16 protein-coding genes and 1 riboswitch are annotated in these 15,781 nt (G+C 65.7%); of the genes, 10 read left to right on the forward strand and 6 right to left on the reverse strand.

Features of this window, described 5'->3' with window-relative positions; genetic code table 11:
• Positions 1-275: 275 nt before the first annotated feature.
• Both argA and N0K08_RS16305 read left to right on the forward strand, forming a co-directional pair.
• Positions 276-1,622, forward strand: a complete 1,347-nt coding sequence (gene argA / locus N0K08_RS16300) for an amino-acid N-acetyltransferase (RefSeq protein ID WP_261501444.1) — start codon at positions 276-278, stop codon at positions 1,620-1,622.
• Between the two features lie 86 nt (positions 1,623-1,708).
• Positions 1,709-2,371 (forward strand): glutathione S-transferase, encoded by a 663-nt coding sequence (locus tag N0K08_RS16305; protein WP_261501445.1) that lies wholly within the window; start codon positions 1,709-1,711, stop codon positions 2,369-2,371.
• Between the two features lie 13 nt (positions 2,372-2,384).
• Here the strand turns inward: N0K08_RS16305 and N0K08_RS16310 are convergent, their stop codons facing one another.
• From N0K08_RS16310 to N0K08_RS16335, 6 genes are all read right to left on the reverse strand, one after another.
• Entirely contained in the window at positions 2,385-3,407 is a 1,023-nt protein-coding gene (locus N0K08_RS16310; RefSeq protein ID WP_261501446.1) for an ankyrin repeat domain-containing protein, read from the reverse strand.
• A gap of 178 nt (positions 3,408-3,585) precedes the next feature.
• Positions 3,586-4,143 (reverse strand): pseudouridine synthase, encoded by a 558-nt coding sequence (locus N0K08_RS16315; protein WP_261501447.1) that lies wholly within the window; start codon positions 4,141-4,143, stop codon positions 3,586-3,588.
• Between the two features lie 91 nt (positions 4,144-4,234).
• Positions 4,235-5,173, reverse strand: coding sequence for a CysB family HTH-type transcriptional regulator (locus N0K08_RS16320; protein WP_261501448.1), 939 nt, complete (start codon positions 5,171-5,173; stop codon positions 4,235-4,237).
• Entirely contained in the window at positions 5,170-5,541 is a 372-nt protein-coding gene (locus N0K08_RS16325; protein WP_261501449.1) for a VOC family protein, read from the reverse strand. Before N0K08_RS16325 ends, N0K08_RS16320 begins: the two co-directional genes overlap by 4 nt.
• A complete protein-coding gene (locus N0K08_RS16330; RefSeq protein WP_261501450.1) occupies positions 5,538-5,744 on the reverse strand; it encodes a hypothetical protein in 207 nt (68 codons plus the stop codon). The genes N0K08_RS16325 and N0K08_RS16330 overlap by 4 nt, the downstream gene beginning before the upstream one ends.
• Positions 5,745-5,784: 40 nt before the next feature.
• The gene (locus tag N0K08_RS16335) at positions 5,785-6,807 is read right to left on the reverse strand and encodes a sulfate ABC transporter substrate-binding protein (protein ID WP_261501451.1); all 1,023 of its coding nucleotides are present in this window, start codon (positions 6,805-6,807) and stop codon (positions 5,785-5,787) included.
• A 138-nt stretch (positions 6,808-6,945) separates the two neighbouring features.
• On the opposite strand from N0K08_RS16335, the gene N0K08_RS16340 reads away from it, so the two are divergent.
• The 8 genes from N0K08_RS16340 (at position 6,946) to N0K08_RS16375 (ending at position 15,708) form a co-directional block, all read left to right on the forward strand.
• Complete coding sequence (locus N0K08_RS16340) at positions 6,946-7,218, forward strand: oxidative damage protection protein (protein WP_261501452.1); 273 nt, start codon at positions 6,946-6,948, stop codon at positions 7,216-7,218.
• Between the two features lie 49 nt (positions 7,219-7,267).
• A riboswitch (glycine riboswitch) is annotated at positions 7,268-7,358 on the forward strand.
• A gap of 200 nt (positions 7,359-7,558) precedes the next feature.
• Positions 7,559-8,170: a trimeric intracellular cation channel family protein gene (locus N0K08_RS16345; protein WP_261501547.1), complete on the forward strand. Its 612-nt coding sequence runs from the start codon at positions 7,559-7,561 to the stop codon at positions 8,168-8,170.
• 18 nt (positions 8,171-8,188) lie between these two features.
• Positions 8,189-10,162: an FAD-dependent 5-carboxymethylaminomethyl-2-thiouridine(34) oxidoreductase MnmC gene (gene mnmC / locus N0K08_RS16350; RefSeq protein ID WP_261501453.1), complete on the forward strand. Its 1,974-nt coding sequence runs from the start codon at positions 8,189-8,191 to the stop codon at positions 10,160-10,162.
• 253 nt (positions 10,163-10,415) lie between these two features.
• Positions 10,416-12,212: a nitrite/sulfite reductase gene (locus N0K08_RS16355; protein ID WP_261501454.1), complete on the forward strand. Its 1,797-nt coding sequence runs from the start codon at positions 10,416-10,418 to the stop codon at positions 12,210-12,212.
• Between the two features lie 27 nt (positions 12,213-12,239).
• Positions 12,240-12,626, forward strand: coding sequence for a DUF934 domain-containing protein (locus N0K08_RS16360; RefSeq protein ID WP_261501455.1), 387 nt, complete (start codon positions 12,240-12,242; stop codon positions 12,624-12,626).
• Positions 12,626-13,399 (forward strand): phosphoadenylyl-sulfate reductase, encoded by a 774-nt coding sequence (locus N0K08_RS16365; protein ID WP_261501456.1) that lies wholly within the window; start codon positions 12,626-12,628, stop codon positions 13,397-13,399. The genes N0K08_RS16360 and N0K08_RS16365 overlap by 1 nt, the downstream gene beginning before the upstream one ends.
• A gap of 39 nt (positions 13,400-13,438) precedes the next feature.
• A complete protein-coding gene (gene cysD / locus N0K08_RS16370; protein ID WP_261501457.1) occupies positions 13,439-14,371 on the forward strand; it encodes a sulfate adenylyltransferase subunit CysD in 933 nt (310 codons plus the stop codon).
• Entirely contained in the window at positions 14,371-15,708 is a 1,338-nt protein-coding gene (locus N0K08_RS16375) for a sulfate adenylyltransferase subunit 1 (protein WP_261501458.1), read from the forward strand. The genes cysD and N0K08_RS16375 overlap by 1 nt, the downstream gene beginning before the upstream one ends.
• Positions 15,709-15,781: the final 73 nt, after the last annotated feature.

A 15,781-nucleotide genomic window follows, 5' to 3' on the forward strand; every position in this document is an offset into this window, starting at 1 on the left:
AAGTCAAGGGTGTAGGCGCGCGGCGCTGCAGCGGGCTGCGGATCGGAAAAAGGCATAGCCCGCCATTATCCGCAGGCCGGGGCCCCAGTGCTGGCCGGGCCTGATTTCTTCACGGCCGGCGCGGGACTCTGACCAGACCGGGGCGGCTGGCCGTGACGCCATGACAACTTCTTTGCAATCGGCCGGGCAAGCGCCCTCAGCGTGCTTATGATGCGACTTTTGTCGCGCAAGGCTTTTTGCCCCATGCGGCGCCCACCCGCCCGCACCCGCCGCCCATGTCCACCGTTTTCAACTTCACTTTTGTTCCCTGGTTTCGCTCGGTCGCGCCCTATATCCACAAATTCCGCAACCAGACCTTCGTCGTCGGCATCACGGGCGAAGCCATTGCCGCGGGCAAGCTCACCAGCATTGCCCAGGACCTGGCCATGATCCAGGCCATGGGCGTGCGCATCGTGCTGGTTCACGGCTTTCGCCCCCAGGTCAACGAGCAGTTGCAGGCCAAGGGCCATGCAGCCCAGTACTCGCACGGCATCCGCGTCACCGACTCGGTGGCCCTGGACTGCGCCCAGGAGGCCGCGGGCCAGTTGCGCTACGAAATCGAAGCCGCGTTCAGCCAGGGTCTGCCCAACACCCCCATGGCCGGCGCGACGGTGCGCGTGCTCTCGGGCAACTTCATCACCGCGCGCCCCGTGGGCATCGTGGACGGCGTGGATTTCAAGCACTCGGGCCTGGTGCGCAAGGTCGACGTGAACGCCATCCGCCAGACGCTGGACATGGACGCCATGGTGCTGCTGTCGCCGTTCGGCTTTTCGCCCACGGGCGAGGCCTTCAACCTCAACATGGAAGAAGTCGCAACCAGCGTGGCCATCGAGCTCAAGGCCGACAAGCTGATCTTCATGACCGAAGTGCCCGGCATTCGCCAGCATCCGCTGGAGCCCGCGGGCGACGACAACCCCATAGACACCGAGCTGCCGCTGGCCACGGCCCAGGCCTTGCTGGCCCAGCTGCCGCCGCCGCAACTGCCCACCGACACGGCTTTCTACCTGCAGCACTGCGTCAAGGCCTGTCAGGCCGGCGTCGAGCGCAGCCACATCCTGCCGTTTGCCGTGGACGGTTCGCTGCTGCTGGAAATCTATGTGCACGACGGCATAGGCACCATGGTCATCGACGAAAAGCTCGAAGAGCTGCGCGAAGCCACGCCCGACGACGTGGCCGGCATCGTGCAATTGATAGAGCCGTTCGAGAACGACGGCACGCTGGTCAAGCGCAGCCGCACCGAGATCGAGCGCGACATCACCAACTACACGCTGATCGAACACGACGGCGTGATCTTCGGCTGTGCCGCGCTCTACCCCTATCCCAAGGAAAAGACCGCCGAAATGGCGGCTGTGACGGTCTCGCCCAAGAGCCAGGGCACGGGCGATGGCGAGAAGCTGCTCAAGCGCATTGAGCAGCGCGCGCGCAACCAGGGACTGGAGAGCCTGTTCGTGCTCACCACGCGCACCATGCACTGGTTCATCAAGCGCGGCTTCCAGCCCGTGGACCCGAGCTGGCTGCCCGAAGCGCGCAAGGCCAAGTACAACTGGGACCGCAAAAGCCAGGTACTGGTGAAAAAGCTCTGACGCATGTAATGGCCTCGCGCCCGCTGTTGCTGCGACGCGGGGCTATCATCGGCACACTTTTTTCTCGGCCCCATTCACCCCAGTCCATGACCCTGCCCGTCCTCTACTCCTTCCGCCGCTGCCCCTACGCCATCCGCGCCCGCCTGGCGCTGGCCCATGCAGGCATTGCCTGCGAGCTGCGCGAAGTCAATCTGCGCGCCAAGCCCGCGGCCCTGCTGCAGGTTTCGCCCAAAGGCACGGTGCCGGTGCTGGTGACCAAGGACGGCGTGATCGAGCAAAGCCTGGAAATCATGCTCTGGGCCTTGCGCCAGAACGATCCGGACGGCTGGCTGACCCCGACCGAAGGCAACGAAGCCGAGATGCTGGCCCTGATCCATGACCTGGACACGCGCTTCAAGCCCGCACTGGACCGCTGCAAGTACCCCGAGCGCTACAGCGCCGCCGAAGTCAACGACGCCCAGGCCGAAGCCCTGACCTGGCTGGCCGCGCTTGACGACCAGTTGGCGGATACCGGCTACCTGTTTGGCCTGCACCCAAGTCTCGCCGACATGGCGCTGCGCCCCTTCGTGCGCCAGTTCGCACGCATCGACGAAGCCCAGTGGGCCGAACAACCCTGGCCAGCGCTGCAGGCCTGGCTGCAGCGCTGGATAGACTCCGCACTGTTCGCCGAAGTGATGGAAACCTACCCCGGCTGGCGCGACGGCGAGGCCGGACCGACCTTCATGGCCCAGGTATCGGGCGCGCAGTAAAGAACTGCCGGGCTCAAGGAGAAGGCAACTGGACCTTCTCAAAACCGCTCTGTCCTTGCAGCGTGGTCGTCGTCAGGTTATGGGGTCTGACTGCCTGCGAAACGTCATCGTCATCAGCCACCGTCGGGCGTTGCTTTCGGACTTTGCCAGCCGATGGGGCCGCGCCCGCCTCGCCGTCTTGAATCGGTTCCCTTGACGCAATGGATGCGCTCGGGGCGCTGTTCGCCAAATTGGGACCAGGATGATTGGCGACAAGCATGGTCATATTGGCATCTTGACCGGGCGAAGCGAAACTCTCAGGCTCAATGATCCTGCGCACTGCTTCAGGTATGACCGACGCCACGCCAATATCAATGAATTTTTGAGGGTGATTCTGAATCTCGCCCCACAACTTCAAGAAAAGCGAAATGTTTTTCTGCTTGAGAGCCAGATCCACAGCGTCCCACATCTGGTTTATGGCCAGCATGGGCTTTTGCTTGAGTAAGAAATTGATGGTCGACAAATCCGAGATCATCGCGGCATAAGTCAGTGCAGAGTACCCACTCGCATTCAATTTGTTGACATCTGCACCGGCAGCCATCAGCTTCAGTGAGATAACATCCTTTGCAGCATCCAGGGCAATCATCAACGCGGTAGGGCCACCCGAAGGGGCGAGATAATCCACATAACTGGTGCCGACGTCGCTTTCAAGCAGGATATCAACCATCTTGGCGTCGCGATCTCCCTCGAGACGAGCATTGACCGCAATCATCAAGGCGGTATACCCCTCTGCTGTGCTTGTGACTCTAAGATCCGCGCCCCAGTTTTTCAGATTTCTTACCGAATCAACATCTCCATTTGTCACGCAAATCATCAATGCCGTATATCCATCGGCGTCTTTCACATTGATATCTGCGCCTGAACGTACGGCCTGCTGTATTTTTTCCGGCCGTCTCGCATGGGCAGCATCAACAAGGGCCCTGTTCCATTTCTGCTCATGGATTGGGAAATGTTGCGCCAACACAGATTCCAGCGTTGTTCCTGCGACTGTGGCCATATCAATCTCCAATTGATTGCTGTTGTCAAAATAAGTATTGCAAGCACAAGATCGAGACAGCGCGACGCGCTGCCCCCGACTTTGCTGCTATTAGTGACAAACGCCAGAAATCAGTTTCGCAGGTGTTTACCCTAGCACTTGCTGCCGGGCACATGCGAAAGCCGGCCAGCGGGGCTGGCTAGAACTCGATATCGCCGCGCCCCATCTCGCGCCACTCGCCAGGCGCCAGCCCTTCGAGGCGCAGATTCGCCATGCTTTGGCGCACCAGCCGCAGCGTGGGGTGGCCAATGGCCGCGGTCATCTTGCGCACCTGGCGGTTCTTGCCTTCGACGATGCGCACTTGCAGCCACACATCCTGCACCGACTTGCGCAGCCGCACGGGCGGCTCGCGCGGCGGCACTTCGGGCTGGGGATCGAGCAGAACGGCCTCGCAGGGCTTGGTCTGGTAGTCCTCGATGCGCAGTCCCGTGCGCAGGCGTTGCAATGACTCCTCGGTCGGCACCCGCTCGACCAGCACCCAGTAGGTCTTGGGTTTTTCGCTCTTGGGATTGAGCAGGCGCTCGATCAGCGGGCCGTCGTCCGTGAGCAGCAGCAGGCCTTCCGAGTCCTTGTCCAGCCGGCCTGCGGGGTAGACGCCCTTGGGCAGGCCGAACTCGGCCAGCGAGCGCGCGCCGTCCTCGGGCGTGAATTGGGACAGGACGCCATAGGGCTTGTGGAACAGGAAATAACGGGGCATCGCGGGCAACAGGCAAAACGGTGACGGAGCGCTGATTTTCCCGCATGCGCCGGGCAGCGCTGCAGGCTGCCGGCCAAAGCCCCTCGCCCGCTCAGCCTGCGCTCGGTCCGACGGCCAGCGCCTGCGCCACGACATCGCGCGTGAGCGTGGGCACAAAGCTTTCGATGAAATGGTAGGCATAGCCGCGCAGCCAGGCCCCGCGGCGCAGACCCAGGCGCGTGAGGTTGACTTCGAACAAATGGCCGGCGTCGAGCAGACGCAGATGGCGGTCGCGCTCGGCGTCGACCGCGATCGACGCCACGATGCCCACGCCCATGCCCAGTTCCACATAGGTCTTGATCACATCGGCATCCATGGCCGACAGCACCACGTCGGGCGTCAGGCCTTCGCGCGCGAAGGCTTCGTCGATGTGGGCCCGGCCGGTGAAGCCCACTTCGTAGGTGATGATGGGGTACTGCACCAGTTGCTCCAGCGTCAGCGGTCCTGGGACGTCGAGCAGCGGATGGCCTGGCGGCACGACGATGCTGTGTGTCCAGCGGTAGCAAGGCAAGGTGACCAGCGCGTCATGGCCCGACAGGGCTTCGGTGGCCACGCCGATGTCGGCCTCGCCGCTGAGCAGCATCTGCGCCACCTGCTGGGGCGAGCCCTGGTGCAAATGCAGCACGACCTCGGGAAAGCGGTGGCGAAAATCGCGCACCACCTGGGGCAGCGCATAGCGGGCCTGCGAATGCGTGGCGGCGATCGCCAGCCGCCCCTGCTCGCTGGCACTGAAGTCCTGGCCGGCGCGGCGCAGGTTGTCGGCCTCGAACAGCAGTTTTTCCACGATGGGCATCAGGCTCGCACCCGGCGGCGTCAGGCCGGTGAGGCGTTTGCCCAGGCGCACAAAAATCTGCACGCCCAGCTCGTCTTCCAATTCGCGGATCTGGCGGCTCACGCCGGGCTGCGAGGTGTAGAGCACCTGCGCGACCTCGGTGAGGTTGAAACTCCGGCGCACGGTTTCGCGCACCGAGCGCAACTGCTGAAAATTCATGTGACTGACTCTGCTTCCAAAAATTCGAGCTGATTGCCCGCCGGGTCCTTGAGGTAGAACCGCGAAAATCCGGTCAGGCCCTGGTTTTCCACCAGCGGCCACTGCGCGGCCTGCAGGCGCTGGCGCAGCGCGGGCAGGTCCTGCACTTCGAATGCCAGGTGGGACGCGCTGGGCAGGGACTGCCACTGCGCCACCGCCACCAGATCGATGCGCTGACCGCCGGCCGCAAACCGCAGCCTGGCGCCTGGCTGGGCGCGGTCTGGCGGCAACTCGCCCAGGCCCAGCAGATCACCGTAGAAATGCTGCATGGCCTGCGCGCTGCCGGCGCGAAACGCCAGTTGCAAGTGGTGAACGCCGCTGATGCTCATGCGCCGCCCTGTGCAGACGTGTTGCAGCTGTGGGCCCGCGCCGGGGCGATGCCGCGCAGCGCGATGCGGCGCACCCGTTTGCGCGCGCGCACCGGCGCAATCAGGTTCCAGCTGGCCGCCGTCGTGGCGATCAGCTGCAACGCGGGCCAAGCCGGGCCGGGCCGGGCGATGCCACAGGCTGCGGACTGCAGGCAGGTCTTCATGGGGGTTCTCCTTGCGGCGCCGGACCTTGCCGGCCCCTGCTTACTTGCGGGTATAGATCTGGTCAAAGCTGCCGCCGTCGGCAAAGTGCGCCTTGTCCGCCTTGGCCCAGCCGCCAAATGCCTGGTCGATGGTCACCAGCGCCAGCTTGGGGAAGGTGCTGGCGAACTGGGCCTTGGCCTTTTCCGAAGTCGGGCGGTAGAAGTTGCGACCGGCAATCTCCTGGCCTTCGTCCGAATACAGGTACTTGAGGTATTCCTCGGCCACGGCGCGTGTGCCGCGCTTGTCGACCACCTTGTCGACCACGGCCACCGAGGGCTCGGCCAGGATGGAAAGCGAAGGCACGACGATGTCGAACTTGTCGCGGCCGAACTCCTTGAGCGCCAGGAATGCTTCGTTCTCCCAGGCCAGCAGGACATCGCCCACGCCGCGCTGCACGAACGTGATGGTCGAGCCGCGCGCGCCGGTGTCGAGCACGGGCACGTTCTGGTAGAGCTTGCCGACGAATTCCTTGGCTTGGGGCTCGCCGCCGTACTTGCGCTTGGCAAACTCCCAGGCCGCGAGGTAGTTCCAGCGCGCGCCGCCCGAGGTCTTGGGGTTGGGGGTGATCACCTGCACGCCGGGCTTGATCAAGTCATCCCAGTCCTTGATGGCCTTGGGGTTGCCTTTCTTCACCAGGAACACGATGGTCGAGCTGTAGGGCGCGGAGTTGTGCGGCAGGCGTTTTTGCCAATCAGCGTTCACCTGACCGCCGTTCTTGACCACGGCGTCGATGTCGCCGGCCAGCGCCAGCGTGGCCACATCGGCGTCGATGCCGTCGATGATGGAGCGCGCCTGCTTGCCCGAGCCGCCATGCGATTGCTTGACCGACACCACCTGCCCGGTCTTGGCTTTCCAGTGCTTGGCGAAGGCCTGGTTGTACTCGGCGTACAGCTCGCGCGTGGGGTCGTAGGAGACATTCAGCAGCGTCAAGGACTGGGCCATGGCCGGAGCCGCCGTGAGTGCAAGGCTGGAGGTCAGCGCAAGAAGTACTGGAAACTTGATAAAGTGACGGCGAATTGTCATTTGGGCCTTGATGAAGGTTGCAATCAGCGGTTCTTCGCTGCTGTTTGCATTCTGAAACCAGCCCATCAAAACTTAAACCAATAAGATTTCAGTTCGTTATATCCAAAACATCTGAAGTCAGCACAAGGACCTCTCCCCATGGCACGTACCGTTCACTGCATCAAGCTCGACAAAGACGCTGAAGGCCTGGACTTTCCTCCCTATCCCGGCGAGCTGGGCAAGCGCATCTGGGAAAGCGTCAGCAAGGAAGCCTGGGCTGGCTGGCTCAAGCACCAGACCATGCTGGTCAATGAAAACCGCCTGAACCTGGCCGACGCCCGCGCGCGCCAGTACCTGGCACGCCAGATGGAAAACCATTTCTTCGGCGGCGGTGCCGACGCCGCTGCCGGCTACGTGCCTCCTACCGAGTAAGAAGCTCAGCCCCCGCATTGACGGGGGCACCGGGAGGACGGGATAATCCCATCTTTCTGCGGGAGAGCAAGGCGCCAGGCGCTTTCACCGAAGGCGCAAACTCCCATAATCGCTCAGGTACCCGGAACCGCAGAAATCATTCGCCAACTGGAGAGAAGTCGAGGTTTCGCTCGACTCACCGAAGGGGCAAGCGCTGACCCAGCGCCCAAACTCTCAGGTAAAAAGGACAGCGGGAGAGGCGTGCCAGCACCGTCAGGGACGGACTGGCTTCTACACAAAGTTGTCCTCCGTGTCTTCTCCCCTTCCCGCGCTCCAGCCCCTGGCCACTCCCATCGACACCATGTTGGTGATCTACCTCGTGGCGATCACCGCCGAAGCCATGTCCGGCGCCCTGGCCGCCGGCCGGCGCAACATGGACATCTTCGGCGTCGCCGTGATTGCCTTTGTCACTGCCCTGGGCGGCGGCACCATCCGCGACATGGTGCTGGGCCATTTCCCCATAGGCTGGACCCAGCACCCCGAATACGTCTACCTGGTCATTTCCGCCGGCCTGCTGACCACGCTGATCGCGCGCCATCTGCTGCGCCTCAAGCAGCTGTTCCTGCTGCTGGACGCCATGGGCCTGATCGCGTTCTCGCTGATCGGCTGCAACGTCGCGCTGCAGCTGAACTACCCGCTGGTCGTGGTCATCATTTCCGGCATGCTCACCGGCATCAGCGGCGGTATCCTGCGCGACGTACTGTGCAACCAGGTCCCGGTGGTGTTCCGGCGCGAGCTCTATGCCAGCGTGTCGCTGGCGGTGTGCGTGCTGTTCCTGGTGTTGCGGGCCTTCGAAGTCAACACCGGCATCAGCACCGCCATCTGCTTTGCCGGCGGCCTGGCGATGCGCATGATGGCCATCCACTTCAAATGGCGCCTGCCCACGTTCTCCTACCAGCAGCGCTGGGAGTGAGGCCTTTTCCTGATTTCCATGTCCGAAACCATTGACTGGCTGCCCGACGGCACGCCTTACAGCCCCCGCTTCTCGGACCGCTACCACAGCGAAAACGGCGGCCTGGACCAGGCCCGCCAGGTGTTTCTCGCCGGCTGCGGCCTGCCTGCGGCCTGGGCCCACCAGCCCCAGTGGCGCATCCTGGAAACCGGCTTCGGCTTCGGGCTGAATTTTCTCGTCACCTGGGCCGCGTGGAAAGCCGACCCCGCCCGCCCCGAGCGCCTGCATTTCGTCTCCGTCGAAGCCTATCCGGTCAGCAGCGACGACATGCGCCGCGCCGCGCCCCGCGATCCGGCGCTGCGCCCGCTGGCCGAGCATCTGGCCGACCAGTTCTGGGGCCTGCTGCCCGGCGTGCACCGCCTGTCGTTCGAAGGCGGGCGGGTGCTGCTGACGCTGTACATAGGCGACGCCCGCGCCCAGCTGCGCCAGCAGTTGCCGACCGTGGACTCGGTCTACCTCGACGGCTTCAGCCCCAAGTGCAACCCCGAACTGTGGGATGCCTACACCTTGCAGGCCGTGGCGCGCTGTTGCCGCCGCGGCACGCGCCTGGCCAGCTGGACCATTGCCCGGGCCGTGCGCGACGCCCTGAGCCAACACGGCTTCGAGGTGCAAAAAATGCCGGGCGTGCCGCCCAAGCGCGACAACCTCCAGGCCTGCTTCGCGCCGCGCTGGGAGCCGCGCCGCGCCAGCGACGCCTGGGCCCGGCCCATGGCGCTGCCGCCCATCGACCAGCGCCACTGCATCGTGATCGGCGGCGGGCTGGCCGGAGCCTCCGTGGCCTACCAGCTCGCGCAGCGCGGCTGGCAGGTGCGGGTGCTGGACCAGGCCGAAGCGCCCGCCGCCGGCGCCTCGGGCCTGCCGGCAGGCCTGCTCGCCCCCCATGTCTCGCCCGATGACAGCCTGCTGTCGCGCCTGTCGCGCAGCGGCGTGCGCACCGGCTTGCAACATGCCCAGGCCCTGCTGGTGCCGGGCCGCGACTGGCAGCACTGCGGCGTGCTCGAACACCGCGTGGAAAGCAGCGACGGCCAGATCGGCCTGCCGCGCGACTGGCAGCTCGAAGGCAAGCCCGCCACGGAAGACGCGCGCCCCCACCCCGGCCGCGACTGGAGCCGCCCGGCCGACGCCGCGCAGCGCGCCCTCGCGGGCCTGCACGCCGACCAGCCCGCTTGCTGGCATGCCCAGGCCGGCTGGATACGGCCGGCCCAGCTGGTGCGTGCCCTGCTGGCCCAGCCAGGCATCCATTGGCAAGGCCGCAGCACCGTCGCCCAGTTGCGCCAGTGCGCAAGCGACGCAGCGCCCGCCTGGCAAGCCCTCGACGCCCAAGGCCAGGTGCTGGCCCAGGCGCCGCTGGTGGTGGTGGCCACGGGCTATGGCAGCGACCAGTTGCTGCCCGCCAGCTGGCCTTTGCAGCGCATGCGCGGCCAGGTCTCCTGGGGCACCGAGACCGACGACCTCGCCCAGGCCCTGCCGCCCTTTCCTGTCAACGGCAAGGGCAGCCTGGTGCCGCATATTCCCCTCGACAACAGCCGCTCAGGGGGCACTTCTTCCACCGGCTGGTTCATGGGCTCGACTTTCGAGCGCGACATCGACCAACTGCCACCGTCTCCCGCCGACCAGACCGCGGCCCATGCGGCCAACTGGCAACGGCTGCAAGCCCTGCTGCCCGATCATGCGAAGGCGCTCGCGCCGGCGTTCACCGGCCCGCAGACACCCCAACTGTGGGCCGGCGTGCGCCTGGCTTCGTTGGACCGCCTGCCCGTGGTCGGCCCGGTCGACCCCGTAGGCCAGCCCGGTCTCTGGGTCAGCACGGCCATGGGCGCGCGCGGCATCACCCTGGCCCTGCTGTGCGGCGAACTGCTGGCAGCGCAGTTGCACGACGAGCCTCTGCCCCTGGACGCCAAGCTGGCCAAGGCCTTGTCGACCCAGCGCCTGCCATCGCCCTCGCCGGCGTAAGGGCCGAACTGCGCCTCGCGCGCACCTCAATCGGTCGCCAGGCCGCGCCAGCCTTGGTGCATATGCTTATTCGCATAAAGGAAGCACAAAACAATAGTTTGTTTCCCTTGTGCCGCCCCCTACAGTCGGGCCCATGCAAGTTCTGAGCACACGCCCCCACAGCCGTCCCCCGGCTTTGGGCGCGCGCTCGTACTTACCGCATTCGGCCGGCCCGTCAGAGGCTGGGCTCCACCGGTTTTCCCACTGAACCGCCATGTACCAATACACCCCCTTTGACCAGGAATTCGTGAAGCTGCGCGCCGATCAGTTCCGTGACCAACTCGAACGCTGGCAAGCCGGCAAGCTGCCGGAAGACGACTTCCGCCCGCTGCGCCTGCAAAACGGCTGGTATGTACAGCGCTACGCGCCCATGCTGCGCGTGGCCGTGCCCTACGGCGAAATCGCCAGCCGCCAGATCCGTGTGCTGGCGCGCATTGCGCGCGAATACGACGAGCCCGAAGCAGCCGTATTCCAGGCCGCCATGGAAGGCCAGGGCCTGCTGGGCACGACTTTCCTGCCCAAGAACTGCGCCCACTTCACCACGCGCACCAATGTGCAGTTCAACTGGATTCCGCTGTCCAAGGCCGCCGATGTGATGGACCTGCTGGCCAGCGTGGACATGCACGGCATCCAGACCAGCGGCAACTGCATCCGCAACACCACCACCGACGCGCTGGCCGGCGTGGCCATCGATGAAATCATCGACCCTCGCCCCTACGCCGAAATCCTGCGCCAGTGGACCACGCTGCACCCCGAGTTCGCTTTCCTGCCGCGCAAGTTCAAGATCGCCATCAGCGGCGCCGAGGAAGACCGCGCCGCCACGGGCTGGCACGACGTGGGCCTGCACCTGGTGAAGAACGAGGCCGGCGAGATCGGCTTCAAGGTCTTTGTCGGCGGCGGCATGGGCCGCACGCCGGTCATCGCCACGCAGATCCGTGCGTTCCTGCCCTGGAACCAGATCATGAATTACATCGAGGCCATCGTGCGCGTGTACAACGAGCACGGCCGCCGCGACAACAAGTACAAGGCCCGGATCAAGATCCTGGTCAAGTCCGAAGGACAGCAGTACATCGACGACGTGGAAGAAGAGTACCGCCAGATCGTGGAAATCGACGGCGGCCCGCACACCATTCCCCAGGCCGAGCTCGACCGCGTCAAGGCCTGCTTTGCCGACCCGCAGCTGCCCGACCTGCCCCAGCTCACGCCGGCCCAGATCGAACAGACCCTGCTGAGCCATGCCGCCGCCCACCCCGCGTTCTCGCGCTGGCTGTCGCGCAATGTCCATGCCCACCGCAACCCCCAGCTGCGCGCCGTGACGCTGTCGTTCAAGCGCCTGGGCCAGGCCCCTGGCGATGCCACGGCCGACCAGCTCGACGCGCTGGCCGAACTGGTCGACCGCTTCTCCTCGGGCGAAGCCCGCGTGACCCATGAGCAGAACGTGCTGCTGCCCTGGGTGCCGGTGAGCGAACTGTTCGCCCTGTGGGAGCAGGCCAAGGCCCTGGGCCTGACCAGCGCCAACGTGCAACTGCTGACCGACATGATTGCCTGCCCCGGCGGCGACTTCTGCGCCCTGGCCAATGCACGCTCGCTGCCTATCGCCGAAGCCATCACCCAGCGCTACCAGGATCTGGACGAGCTCGACGACATCGGCCCCATCGACCTGCACATCAGCGGCTGCATCAACAGCTGCGGCCACCACCACAGCGGCCACATCGGCATTCTGGGCGTCGACAAGGACGGCAAGGAGTGGTATCAGGTCACGCTGGGCGGCTCCGACGGCGCCCACCTGTCGGGCGCACCTGTCGCCGGCAAGGCCATCGGTCCCTCGTTCTCGGCGGCCGAAGTGCCCGACGTGATCGAGGCCGTGCTGGCCACCTACCGCGACCAGCGCACGCCCGGCGAGCGCTTTCAGGACACCGTGCGCCGCCTGGGCCTGGACCTGTTCAAGGAAGCCGGCAAGGCCGCGCGCCACCCCGCGCCCATCGAAGTCGAAGCCGAAGCCACGGCCTGAGCCCCGCCACCCTATCCGCTTGAGACCATGAAAATCCTAGCCTCCCACGAACACCTCGCCCCGACCGAGGGCGATGCCAGCCAGGTGGCGCTGGCCAACGATGGCGATGCCATGGCGCTGCCGCTTGAGGGCGTGACGCGCATCGACCTGCACTTTCCCCAGTTCACCGATGGCCGCGCTTTCAGCCAGGCCTACCTGCTGCGCCGCCGGCGCGGCTTCACCGGCGAGCTGCGCGCCACGGGCGACGTGCTGATCGACCAACTGGTGCTGATGCAGCGCACCGGCTTCAGCGCCGCCGTGCTGCGCGCCGATGTCGATGCTTCGGCCGCCCAGCGCCAGTTCGAGCGCTTTGCGCGCTACTACCAGGGCGATGCGGTGCAGACCGCGCCCATTTTTGCACCACAGGAGGCGTGATGAGCAGCGCCACCAGCTCCCTGCTGCCTACCGCGGGCCCCGCCCATGGCCGCCAGGCCGTCAGCCTGAATGCGCGGGCCAGCAGCGACTTTGCCGCAAAACAGGCGCACAGCGAGCGGCTGCTGATCCAGGCCGCGGCCCATGCGGGCGCCGTGACCCAGGCGTCCAGCCTGGGCGCCGAGGATGTGGTGATCACCCATTTGATCAACGCCCTGGCGCTGGACATTCCGGTCTTCGTGCTCGAAACCGGCGCCCTGCATACCGAGACCCTGGCCTTGCTGGAACGCACCGAAGCCTCTTCGCGTGCGCCCGTGCAGGTCTACCGTCCGCAGCACGAGCAGGTGATCCAGTTTGTGCGCCGTGAAGGCCAGGACGCGATGTACCGCAGCCTGGCGCTGCGCAAGGAATGCTGCGCCATCCGCAAGATGGAGCCGCTGGCACGGGCCCTGGCCGGCAAGAGCGGCTGGATCACCGGCCTGCGCCGCGAGCAGTCCAACGCCCGCGCCGACGTGCCGGCCATCGACACCAGCGAAGTCGCCACCAAGGGGCTGACCAAGTTCAATCCCCTGGCCGACTGGACCTGGGGTGACGTCTGGCACTACATTGCCAGTAACGACGTGGACTACAACCCCTTGCATGACCAGTTCTACCCCTCGGTGGGCTGTGCGCCCTGCACCCGTGCCATCAGCCTGGGCGAAGACTTTCGCGCCGGCCGCTGGTGGTGGGAAGACGAGACGGCCAAAGAATGCGGCCTGCACGTCAAAGCCGCCTGAACTCCGCATCCGCCCCAAGACATAGCCCCAAGGTTTTGCATGAACGCCCGTACCGAACCCCAAGTGCTGAGCCAGCTCAGCAACCACCATCTGGATGCGCTGGAAGAAGAGACCATCTTCATCCTGCGCGAAGTGGCCGCCACTTTCGAGCGCCCGACCCTGCTGTTTTCCGGCGGCAAGGATTCGCTGGTGATGCTGCGCTGCGCCGAAAAGGCCTTCGGCGCGGGCCGCCTGCCCTTCCCGCTGCTGATGATCGATACCGGCCACAACTTCGTTGAAGTCACCGACTTCCGCGACCTGCGTGCCCGGGAGCTGGGCGCCGAGCTGATCGTGCGCAATGTCGAGGACTCCATGGCCCGCGGTACGGTGCGCCTGGCCCACCCCGGCGAATCGCGCAACGTCCACCAGTCGGTGACGCTGCTCGAGGCCATCGAGGAATTCCGCTTCGACGCGCTGATCGGCGGCGCGCGCCGCGACGAGGAAAAGGCCCGCGCCAAGGAGCGCATCTTCTCGCACCGCGACAACTTCGGCCAATGGCAGCCCAAGGCCCAGCGCCCCGAGCTGTGGACGCTGTTCAACACCCGCATCGCACCGGGCGAGCACTTCCGCGTGTTCCCCATCAGCAACTGGACCGAACTCGACGTCTGGCAATACATAGAACGCGAGCAGATCGCGCTGCCGTCGATCTACTACACCCACGAACGTGAAGTGGTCGAGCGCCGCGGCCTGCTGGTGCCCGTGACCGAGCTGACGCCGGCGCGCGAGGGCGAGGAAATCGTGCTGCGCGACGTGCGTTTTCGCACCGTGGGCGACATCACCTGCACCTGCCCCGTCGAAAGCACGGCCGCCAGCGCCGCCGATATCGTGATCGAAACCCTGGCCGCCGACGTCAGCGAACGCGGCGCCACGCGCATGGACGACAAGACCAGCGACGCCTCCATGGAAAAGCGCAAGAAGGAAGGTTACTTCTAATGAACAGCATTGCATCCCCCTCCCTGGCCACACTGCAGGACACCCAGTCGGCGCTGCGCTTCATCACCTGCGGCAGCGTGGATGACGGCAAGAGCACGCTGATCGGCCGCCTGCTGGTCGACAGCAAATCGGTGCTGCAAGACCAGCTCGCCGGCGTGCAGCGCAGCGGCGAGACCGATCTGGCCCTGCTAACCGACGGCCTGTCGGCCGAGCGCGAACAAGGCATCACCATCGACGTGGCCTACCGCTACTTCGCCACGCCGGCGCGCAAGTTCATCATCGGCGACGCACCCGGCCACGAGCAGTACACGCGCAACATGGTCACCGCGGCCAGCAGCGCCGACGCCGCCGTGGTGCTGGTCGATGCAACCAAGCTCGACTGGCGCTCGCCCGATCTGGCCCTGCTGCCCCAGACCCGCCGCCACAGCCTGCTGGTGCATATGCTGCGCGTGCCTTCGCTGGTGTTCGCCGTCAACAAGCTCGACGCGGTGGAGAATCCCACCCTCGCGTTTGAACACATCCGCGCCGCGCTGGAAACCTTTGCCCAGGCCGCGGGCATCAGCGTCGCGGCCACGGTGCCGGTCTCGGCCCTCAAGGGCTGGAACGTGGTCACGGCCGAAACCGGCTGGTGCGGCTACACCGGCCCCAGCCTGCTGCAATGGCTCGAAGGCCTGCCCGGCACGCCCGCCGACAGCCACCTGTCCATGGCCTTTCCCGTGCAATGGGTGGAAAAATTCTCGTCCTCGGCCGATACCAGCCAGGGCCGGCGCGTGTTCTGGGGCCGACTGGGCGCAGGCCAACTGAGCGTGGGCCAGACCGTGCAGGTCTTCCCCAGCGGCCAGAGCGCCGTCATCGCCCAGGTGCTGGACCATGCACGCCGCCCTGCCGATGTGGCGGCCGGGCACAGCGCCGGCGTGGTGCTGGACCGCGAAGTCGATGTTTCGCGCGGCGACTGGATTTTGGCGGCCGACGTGCCCCAGGCCGTGGCCGACGATGATTTCGACGCCCCGCCAGCGACGCCCGTGGCCCGCCGTGAACTCACCGCCACCGTCGCCTGGATGGACGACGAGCCCCTGGTGCCCGGGCGCCTGTACTGGGCGCTGCACGGCCACCGCTGGGTCAAGGCCAAGGTGCGCCGCGTGGTACACCACCTCGACATCCACACGCTGGCCGAAGAGCCTGCGGCCCAGCTGCAGGCCAATGCCATCGGCGTGGTCGAGCTGGTGCTGCAGGAAGCCCTGCCGCTGCGCGCTTTCAGCGAGGCCCGCATCCAGGGCGCGCTGATCCTGGTCGATACGGCCAGCCACAAGACCGCTGCGGCAGCGCTGGCGCACTGAATTCAAGGCGCAGCGTCGGGTGATACCCCGACGCTGCGCTTTCCTCATTGCACACTGCGCCCACGAATCGCCC

Origin of the sequence: Acidovorax bellezanensis, from assembly GCF_025421555.1 — a bacterium.
GTDB lineage: Bacteria > Pseudomonadota > Gammaproteobacteria > Burkholderiales > Burkholderiaceae_C > Comamonas > Comamonas bellezanensis.

What these genes read in the sequence shown, in the direction of transcription:
- N0K08_RS16375 (WP_261501458.1), top strand. Translation starts at nt 14,371, where the DNA reads ATGAACAGCATTGCATCCCCCTCCCTGGCCACACTGCAGGACACCCAG.
- N0K08_RS16335 (WP_261501451.1), bottom strand. Translation starts at nt 6,807, where the DNA reads ATGACAATTCGCCGTCACTTTATCAAGTTTCCAGTACTTCTTGCGCTG.
- N0K08_RS16330 (WP_261501450.1), bottom strand. Translation starts at nt 5,744, where the DNA reads ATGAAGACCTGCCTGCAGTCCGCAGCCTGTGGCATCGCCCGGCCCGGC.
- mnmC (WP_261501453.1), top strand. Translation starts at nt 8,189, where the DNA reads ATGTCCGAAACCATTGACTGGCTGCCCGACGGCACGCCTTACAGCCCC.
- argA (WP_261501444.1), top strand. Translation starts at nt 276, where the DNA reads ATGTCCACCGTTTTCAACTTCACTTTTGTTCCCTGGTTTCGCTCGGTC.
- N0K08_RS16360 (WP_261501455.1), top strand. Translation starts at nt 12,240, where the DNA reads ATGAAAATCCTAGCCTCCCACGAACACCTCGCCCCGACCGAGGGCGAT.
- N0K08_RS16320 (WP_261501448.1), bottom strand. Translation starts at nt 5,173, where the DNA reads ATGAATTTTCAGCAGTTGCGCTCGGTGCGCGAAACCGTGCGCCGGAGT.
- N0K08_RS16365 (WP_261501456.1), top strand. Translation starts at nt 12,626, where the DNA reads ATGAGCAGCGCCACCAGCTCCCTGCTGCCTACCGCGGGCCCCGCCCAT.
- N0K08_RS16310 (WP_261501446.1), bottom strand. Translation starts at nt 3,407, where the DNA reads ATGGCCACAGTCGCAGGAACAACGCTGGAATCTGTGTTGGCGCAACAT.
- cysD (WP_261501457.1), top strand. Translation starts at nt 13,439, where the DNA reads ATGAACGCCCGTACCGAACCCCAAGTGCTGAGCCAGCTCAGCAACCAC.
- N0K08_RS16340 (WP_261501452.1), top strand. Translation starts at nt 6,946, where the DNA reads ATGGCACGTACCGTTCACTGCATCAAGCTCGACAAAGACGCTGAAGGC.
- N0K08_RS16345 (WP_261501547.1), top strand. Translation starts at nt 7,559, where the DNA reads ATGTTGGTGATCTACCTCGTGGCGATCACCGCCGAAGCCATGTCCGGC.
- N0K08_RS16325 (WP_261501449.1), bottom strand. Translation starts at nt 5,541, where the DNA reads ATGAGCATCAGCGGCGTTCACCACTTGCAACTGGCGTTTCGCGCCGGC.
- N0K08_RS16355 (WP_261501454.1), top strand. Translation starts at nt 10,416, where the DNA reads ATGTACCAATACACCCCCTTTGACCAGGAATTCGTGAAGCTGCGCGCC.
- N0K08_RS16315 (WP_261501447.1), bottom strand. Translation starts at nt 4,143, where the DNA reads ATGCCCCGTTATTTCCTGTTCCACAAGCCCTATGGCGTCCTGTCCCAA.
- N0K08_RS16305 (WP_261501445.1), top strand. Translation starts at nt 1,709, where the DNA reads ATGACCCTGCCCGTCCTCTACTCCTTCCGCCGCTGCCCCTACGCCATC.